This is a genomic window from Achromobacter sp. SD115 (genome assembly GCF_017355315.1).
GTDB classification, from domain to species: domain Bacteria; phylum Pseudomonadota; class Gammaproteobacteria; order Burkholderiales; family Burkholderiaceae_B; genus Achromobacter; species Achromobacter xylosoxidans_B.
Genome location: NZ_JADIJM010000016.1, coordinates 164,607 through 172,478, shown reverse-complemented (window position 1 = coordinate 172,478; position 7,872 = coordinate 164,607). Strand labels below are relative to the sequence as shown.

General features: G+C 64.4%; 6 protein-coding genes and 1 pseudogene. 3 read left to right on the top strand and 4 right to left on the bottom strand.

Features of this window, described 5'->3' with window-relative positions; translation table 11 throughout:
- The 3 genes and pseudogenes from IPU70_RS21925 to IPU70_RS21915 form a co-directional block, all read left to right on the top strand.
- A pseudogene (locus tag IPU70_RS21925) lies at nucleotides 1-1,175 on the top strand (pyruvate dehydrogenase (acetyl-transferring), homodimeric type); the annotation flags it as partial.
- 190 nt (nucleotides 1,176-1,365) lie between these two features.
- Nucleotides 1,366-3,663, top strand: a complete 2,298-nt coding sequence (locus IPU70_RS21920; protein ID WP_088139109.1) for an NADP-dependent malic enzyme — start codon at nucleotides 1,366-1,368, stop codon at nucleotides 3,661-3,663.
- Between the two features lie 135 nt (nucleotides 3,664-3,798).
- A complete protein-coding gene (locus IPU70_RS21915) occupies nucleotides 3,799-4,251 on the top strand; it encodes a DUF2214 family protein (protein ID WP_207470257.1) in 453 nt (150 codons plus the stop codon).
- A gap of 27 nt (nucleotides 4,252-4,278) precedes the next feature.
- Here the strand turns inward: IPU70_RS21915 and IPU70_RS21910 are convergent, their stop codons facing one another.
- The 4 genes from IPU70_RS21910 to IPU70_RS21895 all read right to left on the bottom strand — a co-directional run bounded on the left by IPU70_RS21910 (nucleotide 4,279) and on the right by IPU70_RS21895 (nucleotide 7,857).
- Nucleotides 4,279-5,388 carry a hypothetical protein gene (locus tag IPU70_RS21910; protein WP_207470256.1) on the bottom strand — a complete coding sequence of 370 codons (1,110 nt, stop codon included), beginning with the start codon at nucleotides 5,386-5,388 and terminating at the stop codon, nucleotides 4,279-4,281.
- 129 nt (nucleotides 5,389-5,517) lie between these two features.
- Nucleotides 5,518-6,828, bottom strand: a complete 1,311-nt coding sequence (locus IPU70_RS21905) for a citrate synthase (protein ID WP_013392312.1) — start codon at nucleotides 6,826-6,828, stop codon at nucleotides 5,518-5,520.
- 19 nt (nucleotides 6,829-6,847) lie between these two features.
- On the bottom strand, nucleotides 6,848-7,108 hold the full coding sequence (locus tag IPU70_RS21900; protein ID WP_129241980.1) for a succinate dehydrogenase assembly factor 2: 261 nt from the start codon (nucleotides 7,106-7,108) through the stop codon (nucleotides 6,848-6,850).
- 32 nt (nucleotides 7,109-7,140) lie between these two features.
- Nucleotides 7,141-7,857, bottom strand: coding sequence for a succinate dehydrogenase iron-sulfur subunit (locus IPU70_RS21895; RefSeq protein WP_013392310.1), 717 nt, complete (start codon nucleotides 7,855-7,857; stop codon nucleotides 7,141-7,143).
- Nucleotides 7,858-7,872 lie beyond the last annotated feature (15 nt).

Sequence of the window (7,872 nt, the reverse complement as noted above, 5' to 3'; positions counted from 1 at the left end):
AGGAAATGTCGTCCACCATGGCCATCGTGCGCATGCTGACCGCGCTGCTCAAGGACACCACCGTGGGGCCGCGCATCGTGCCTATCGTGGCCGACGAGGCGCGCACCTTCGGCATGGCCAACCTGTTCCGCCAGATCGGCATCTATTCGGCGCAAGGCCAGCTCTACGAACCCGAGGACATAGGCTCGGTGCTGTACTACCGCGAGGCGCGCGACGGCCAGATCCTGGAAGAAGGCATCACCGAGGCCGGCGCGATTTCGTCCTGGACGGCCGCCGGCACCAGCTACTCGGTCAACGGCCTGCCGATGCTGCCCTTCTATATCTATTACTCGATGTTCGGCTTCCAGCGCATCGGCGACCTGATCTGGGCCGCCGCCGACCAGCGCACGCGCGGATTCCTCATCGGCGCCACCTCCGGCCGTACCACCCTGGGCGGCGAAGGGCTGCAGCACCAGGACGGATCCAGCCACATCATGGCGGCGGCCGTGCCAAACTGCCGCGCCTATGACCCGGCCTACGCCTTCGAAGTCGCCGTCATCGTCGAACACGGCATGCGCCGCATGCTGGACGAGCAGCGCGATGAATTCTTCTACCTGACCGTCACCAACGAGAACCTGGCGCAACCGGACATGCCTCAAGGCGAGGACGTGCGCGAGGGCATCCTGCGCGGCATGTACCGCCTGCGGCCCGCGCGCGCGCAGGCCCAGGTGCGCCTGCTGGGCGCAGGCCCGATGCTGCGCGAGGCGGAACTCGCGGCAGAACGCCTGCAGGCCGATTACGGCGTGGACGCGGAAGTCTGGAGCGTCACCAGCTACTCCGAGCTGGCGCGCGCCGGCCGCGAAGCCGAACGCGCCCGCGCGCTGGGCCTGCAGGCCAGCGTCGACTGGGTCCGGACCTGCCTGGGCGCAAGCAACGCCCCGGTCGTCGCCGCCAGCGACTACGTGCGCGCCGTGCCCGAGCAAATCCGCGCCTGGGTGCCCGCGCCCTACCGCACGCTCGGCACCGACGGCTTCGGCCGCAGCGACACCCGCGCCCAGCTGCGCGACTTCTTCGAGGTCAGCGCGGACTGGATCGTGCTGCACGCGCTGGACAGCCTGGACCGCCAGGAAGACGCCAAGGCGTTGCGCGCCCGCTTGAATGCCAGCGCGCGCCAGACGCCGCCTTGGGAACTGTAGGATTGCGATCCGCGATGCAGCGAGGTCTTGCGCAAAATCGTCCATTCGCTGCACCGCAACAACCAAGCGCCCGCGCTTTCTGTTGAAATACGGGTGTTCCCAAGCATTTCCAAAAAAATACGGCGGGCCGCGAGCCCGCCTTTTTCAATCCGTCTTCCTTTCCATTTTGTGCCCCAGAGGCCTGTATCCCATGGACGAAACTCTCACCAAAATGGCGTTGGACTACCACGCCTACCCCACCCCCGGCAAAATCTCGGTCACCCCGACCAAGACCCTGGCCAACCAGGATGACCTGTCCCTGGCCTACTCCCCCGGCGTGGCGGCCGCCTGCATGGCCATCTTCGACCAGGGCGACGACGCCGCCTCGAAGTACACCTCGCGCGGCAACCTGGTGGGCGTGATCACCAACGGCACCGCCGTGCTGGGCCTAGGCAACATCGGCCCGCTGGCCGCCAAGCCGGTAATGGAAGGCAAAGGCTGCCTGTTCAAGAAGTTCGCCGGCATCGACGTCTTCGATATCGAACTGGCCGAGAATGATCCGGACAAGCTGGTCGACATCATCGCGGCGCTGGAGCCCACGCTGGGCGGCGTCAACCTCGAGGACATCAAGGCGCCCGAGTGCTTCTACATCGAGAAGAAGCTGCGCGAGCGCATGAAGATCCCCGTCTTCCATGACGACCAGCACGGCACCGCCATCATTTCCTCGGCCGCCATCCTGAACGGCCTGAAGGTCGTGGGCAAGGACATCGGCAAGGTCAAGCTGGCCTGCTCGGGCGCCGGCGCCGCCGCCATCGCCTGCCTGGACCTGCTGGTCCACCTGGGCGTCAAGCGCGAGCACATCTACGTGGTGGACTCGCGCGGCGTGATCTGGGACGGTCGCGATGAAAACATGGAGGCCAACAAGAAGCGCTATGCGCAGAAGACCGACGCGCGCACGCTGGCCGACGTGGTCAACGGCGCCGACGTGTTCCTGGGCTGCTCGACCGCCGGCGTGCTGACCGCCGACATGGTCAAGACCATGGCCGCCAGCCCGCTGATCCTGGCGCTGGCCAATCCGGAACCGGAAATCCGTCCCGAAGTGGCCAAGGCCGCCCGCCCGGACTGCATCATCGCCACCGGCCGTTCGGACTACCCGAACCAGGTCAACAACGTGCTGTGCTTCCCGTTCATCTTCCGCGGCGCCATGGACGCTGGCGCCTCGCGCATCACGGAAGAAATGAAGCTGGCTTGCGTCAAGGCCATCGCCGAACTGGCACAGGCCGAACAGAACGACGAAGTGGCCCGCGCCTACGCCGGCCAGGAACTGTCGTTCGGCCCGGACTACATCATTCCCAAGCCCTTCGACCCGCGCCTGATCGTCCAGATCGCGCCGGCCGTGGCCCAGGCCGCCGCCGACTCCGGCGTGGCCGCCCGTCCCATCGAGGACATCGAAGCCTACCGTCAGAAACTGATGGGCTTCGTGTACCACTCGGGCCAGCTGATGCGTCCGCTGTTCGCACAGGCCAAGAAGGCGCCCAAGCGCGTCATCTACGCCGACGGCGAAGACGAGCGCGTGCTGCGCGCGGTACAGACCGTGGCCGATGAGAAGCTGGCGTTCCCGATCCTGATCGGCCGCCCGGCCGTCATCGAGATGCGCATCAAGAAGTTCGGTCTGCGCCTGGTCGCCGGCCAGGACTTCGAGATCGTGGATCCGGAAGACGACAGCCGCTTCAACGAGACCTGGGCTGCGTACTACCAGTTGAAGGGCCGCGAAGGCGTGACGCCGGCCATCGCCAAGGCGATGATCCGCAAGCACAACACGCTGATCGGCGCGATGCTGCTGCGCCGCGGCGATGCCGACGCGCTGCTCTGCGGCGTGGCCAGCAAGTACGACAACCAGCTCAAGTACATCGACGAAATCATCGGCAAGAAGGAAGGCCAGACCTACGCCGCCCTGAACGTGCTGATGCTGCCCGACCAGACGCTGTTCGTCACCGACACCCACGTCAACGAGAACCCGACGGCCGAGGAAGTCGCCAGCATCACCATCCAGGCCGCGGACGAAATGCTGCGCTTTGGCGTGGTGCCGAAGATCGCCCTGCTGTCGCACTCCAACTTCGGCAGCCGCGTGACGGAATCCTCGCGCAAGATGGCCGCCGCGCGCCAGATGGTGCAGGACCGCGCTCCCGACCTGGAAGTCGACGGCGAAATGCACGCCGACGCCGCCCTGTCGGAAAAGATCCGCGTCCTGGCCTACCCGGACAGCACCCTCAAGGGCCGCGCCAACCTGCTCGTCATGCCCACGCTGGACACCGGCAACATCACGTACAACATGCTGAAGATGACCGGCAGCAATGGCGTCGCGATGGGTCCGATCCTGCTGGGCGCGGCTCGCCCCGTGCACATCCTGACCACCAGCGCGACTGTGCGCCGCATCGTCAACATGACGGCGCTGGCCGTGGTGGACGCGCAGCAGGAAGCCGCCGAGGCCGCCAAGAAGCGTCGTTGATGAGCGACCGCCGCTAAGGCAAAGAGCGCCCCTCGGGGCGCTCTTTTTCATTCCGGAGGGGTCACGCCATCAAGATAGCTGCCCTACCCGCGCTGATGGTAAAAACCAAGTTCGACCTTGTTTTCCGGAGTCAACATGCTGGCCGATGCCTTGTATGCCTGGTTTCACTACCTGGCCATTTTCCTGCTCGTGGTGGTCCTGACAGCCGAGGCCGTGCTGCTGCGGCCCGATCTCAGCGCCAACGGCCTCAAGCGCCTGGTCATCTATGACCGCCTCTATGCGCTGAGCGCCGTGGTCGTGCTCATCACCGGCGTGCTGCGCTTGACGCTGGGCGCCAAGGGCGCCGCGTTCTATATGAGCAATCCCTGGTTCCACGCCAAGATCACGCTGTTCGTCATCATCGGCCTCTGTTCGATCCCGCCCACGATGGCCTTCCTGCGCTGGGCCAAGCAATCCCGCCAGCAGCCGGGCTTCGTGCCTCCCGCGGCCGACATCAAGCGCGCCCGCCGCTGGGTCATGATCGAATCGCACCTGTTCATCTTCCTGCCGCTGTTCGCCGTGCTGATGGCGCGCGGCATCGGCGCATAAGGCAGGCTGCCCGGCCTGCTGCGTGGTTCAGGGGCAGGCCGCGCGGCTCGGCTGCGGTTCCTCGTCGCCCACGATGATGGTGGCGAAGTGGAACACGCCCGCCTCGTCGTTCTTGAGCACGTCCACGACCTCGCCGGCCAGCGTCTGCATGACCGACATGCCCTCGGGCACGTCGGCCTGGCCGTCACGCCGGGCAACTTGGCCGTCCCAGGGACTCAGCACCAGAACGCCCGGATACGGCTCGCGCGCATCGCCGCGGCCGCGCCGCGCCGACTTGACCTGGGTGCCCGCGGCATAGCTCACGCCGCCGAAACGCGTCGGGCAGGCCAGTTCCGCATCGCTGACCCGCAACAGGCGCCGCGCCTCGTCGAGGTACAGCCGGGGCTCGCTCAAAGGCAGCCCGAATATCTTGACCGCCACCGGGTTCTTGACCTCGATGCGCCAGCGATCCGGATCGCGCGATCCATCGGTGTAGACGGTGCCGCTCGAACCGTAGACGATGGAACCCGGCGCAAGGTCCACGGTCTCGACCCGGTTGCCCGGGCCCAGCACGCACTTGTCGAACGCCTTCATGGCGCCGTCGCTCGCCACCTCGAATTCGATGTCCTGTGTGGCGTCGCACTGCCAACCCTGCACCGCCTGGCTACCCGCGCCGCGCAGGATCACATTGCGCGGGTAGCGGCGCAGCAAGGCGTAGGTGTCGTTGTCGTAATCGGTGTTGAGATAGCGTCGGGCGCTCGACGCCAGTACCCCGTACATGGCCACAGGCTGTGGAAACTCCGCTTCGAGATAGGTTTCCAGTTGCCCTTCGTCCTGCAGCTTCAGTCGCGTTCCCGCTGGCATGGCAATGCCGCCGACCGTGGTGGTTTCCTGCAGCGTGACATTGCGGGCGGCCTCCGCACGGGCACCCTCCCGCTCGATCTGCCAGACCACCGTCTGGACCCACGCATAGAACGCGAACGGCACGGCCAGCACGATCGACGCCAGAGCGGAAGTCTTCCAGTACTTGCGTACGGTGCGGCGCGCGCCCGCGCTCACCGCCAAGACCACGGCCCAGCCGAGCAGCAGCAGGCCCGCAAGAAAGCCCAGGGAAACGAAGATGTAGAAGCCGGCGGAAGGCAATGCTATGGGAATCATGGCATGGATGATAAACGCCAAACCCAAACGCCATGTTCAAACACCGGGCCGCCCACCCGTCTTCGCACGACAAACGGCAACAAAAAACCGCCCGAAGGCGGTTTCTTGTTCAAGCCAGGCAGTAGCGTATCAACGCTTGTCCATCGGCGGCACGTCGCGCGTGACCGAACCGGTGAACAGCTGGCGCGGGCGGCCGATCTTGTAATCGGGATCCGACAGCATTTCGTTCCACTGGGCGATCCAGCCCACCGTGCGGGCCAGCGCGAAGATGGCCGTGAACAGCGAAGTCGGGATGCCGATGGCGCGCTGGACGATACCCGAGTAGAAGTCCACGTTCGGGTACAGCTTGCGCTGGACGAAGTACGGATCCGACAGGGCGATGCGTTCCAGTTCCATGGCCAGCTTGAACAGCGGGTCGTTTTCCAGGCCCAGGGCCGAGAGCACTTCCTTGCAGGTTTCCTGCATCAGCTTGGCGCGCGGGTCGTAGTTCTTGTAGACGCGGTGGCCAAAGCCCATCAGGCGCACGCCCGAGTTCTTGTCCTTGACCTTCTCCATGAACTCGCCGACCTTGGCGATGCCGCCGTTGGCTTGCAGTTCTTCCAGCATCTGCAGGCAAGCTTCGTTGGCGCCGCCGTGAGCCGGGCCCCACAGGCAAGCCACGCCGGCCGAGATAGCGGCGAACGGGTTGGTGCCCGACGAGCCGCACAGGCGGACGGTCGAGGTCGAGGCGTTCTGCTCGTGGTCGGCATGCAAGATGAAGATGCGGTCCAGCGCGCGCTCGACGACTTCGTTGACCTTGTAGTCTTCGCACGGCGTGGCGAACATCATGCGCAGGAAGTTGCCCGTGTAGGACAGGTCGTTCTGCGGGTAGATGAAGGGCTGGCCTTGCGAGTACTTATAGGCCATCGCGACCAGCGTCGGCATCTTGGCGATCAGGCGGATGGCCGAGATGTGGCGATGCTGCGGGTTCGTGATGTCGGTGGAGTCGTGGTAGAACGCGGACAGCGCGCCGACCAGGCCGGTCAGCACGGCCATCGGGTGCGCGTCGCGGCGGAAACCGCGCAGGAAGAAGTGCAGCTGCTCGTTCACCATCGTGTGATGGGTGACTTGCGAATCGAAGTCGGCCTTCTGGTCCTTGTTGGGCAGTTCGCCGTTCAGGATCAGGTAGCAGATGTCCATGAAGTCGCAATTGACGGCCAATTGCTCGATGGGGTAGCCGCGGTACAGCAGTTCGCCCTTGTCGCCGTCGATGTACGTGATGCCCGATTCGCAAGCGGCGGTGGACATGAAGCCGGGGTCAAACGTGAACATGCCCGTCTGGCCGTACAGCTTGCGGATGTCGATCACATCCGGACCAACCGTACCCTTGTAAACAGGGAACTCAATGGGGGCGCTGCCATCCGAGAAGGATAGAGTGGCTTTTTTGTCAGACAGGTTCATGTTCATTCCTCTCAATTAATCAGAGCGCGCGCATCTGGCCAATGATGCTCCGAAGCCTGGGCGTGTCCAGCGCGCCTTCAAGCTCTTTGCGGGCCAGCAGCAGATCGAGAAGGTCGTTGTCTCCCATCTCGAAAAGCTGCGTCAATGCCGCCACGTCATCATCGGTAAGCTCAGCCTCGTGGGCATCCAGATACCGGGTGATGATCAAGTCGTTTTCGAGCAAGCCGCGGCGCGCCCGCCAACGCAAACGCGCCCGCTCCAATTCAGTTAGCCTGCTCATCTTTCTTTACACCTTCAATACACTGCTTAGCACTAGACCGTGCGGCGAACCATCAGTTCCTTGATCTTGCCGATCGCCTTGGTCGGGTTCAGTCCCTTGGGACAGACGTCGACGCAATTCATGATGGTGTGGCAACGGAACAGGCGGTACGGATCTTCCAGGTTGTCCAGACGGCTGCCCGTGGCTTCGTCGCGGCTGTCGGCGATGAAGCGGTAGGCTTGCAGCAGGCCGGCCGGGCCGACGAACTTGTCCGGGTTCCACCAGAACGACGGGCAGGAAGTGGAACAGCACGCGCACAGAATGCACTCGTACAGGCCATCCAGCTCTTCGCGCGCCTCGGGCGACTGCAGACGTTCCTTTTCGGGCGGCGGCGTGTCGTTGATGAGGTACGGACGGATCGAGTGGTACTGGTTGAAGAAGTGCGTCATGTCCACGATCAGATCGCGGATGACGGGCAAGCCCGGCAGCGGACGCAGAACGATGGGTTCCTTCAATTCGCGCAGGTTGGTGGTGCACGCCAGACCGTTCTTGCCGTTGATGTTCATGGCGTCCGAACCGCACACGCCTTCACGGCACGAGCGGCGCAGGGCCAGGCTGTCATCGACGTCGTTCTTGATGCGCACCAGCGCATCGAGCAGCATCTTGTCGGTCGGCTGGAGTTCGACTTCCAGCTTCTGCATGTACGGGCGCTCGTCCTTGTCCGGATCGTAGCGGTAGATTTCGAACTTGACGATTCTCTTGTTGCTCATAGTGGGCTCAATCCG

Coding starts and splice junctions, on each gene's coding strand:
- IPU70_RS21920 (WP_088139109.1), top strand. CDS start 1,366: ATGGACGAAACTCTCACCAAAATGGCGTTGGACTACCACGCCTACCCC.
- IPU70_RS21915 (WP_207470257.1), top strand. CDS start 3,799: ATGCTGGCCGATGCCTTGTATGCCTGGTTTCACTACCTGGCCATTTTC.
- IPU70_RS21910 (WP_207470256.1), bottom strand. CDS start 5,388: ATGATTCCCATAGCATTGCCTTCCGCCGGCTTCTACATCTTCGTTTCC.
- IPU70_RS21905 (WP_013392312.1), bottom strand. CDS start 6,828: ATGAACCTGTCTGACAAAAAAGCCACTCTATCCTTCTCGGATGGCAGC.
- IPU70_RS21900 (WP_129241980.1), bottom strand. CDS start 7,108: ATGAGCAGGCTAACTGAATTGGAGCGGGCGCGTTTGCGTTGGCGGGCG.
- IPU70_RS21895 (WP_013392310.1), bottom strand. CDS start 7,857: ATGAGCAACAAGAGAATCGTCAAGTTCGAAATCTACCGCTACGATCCG.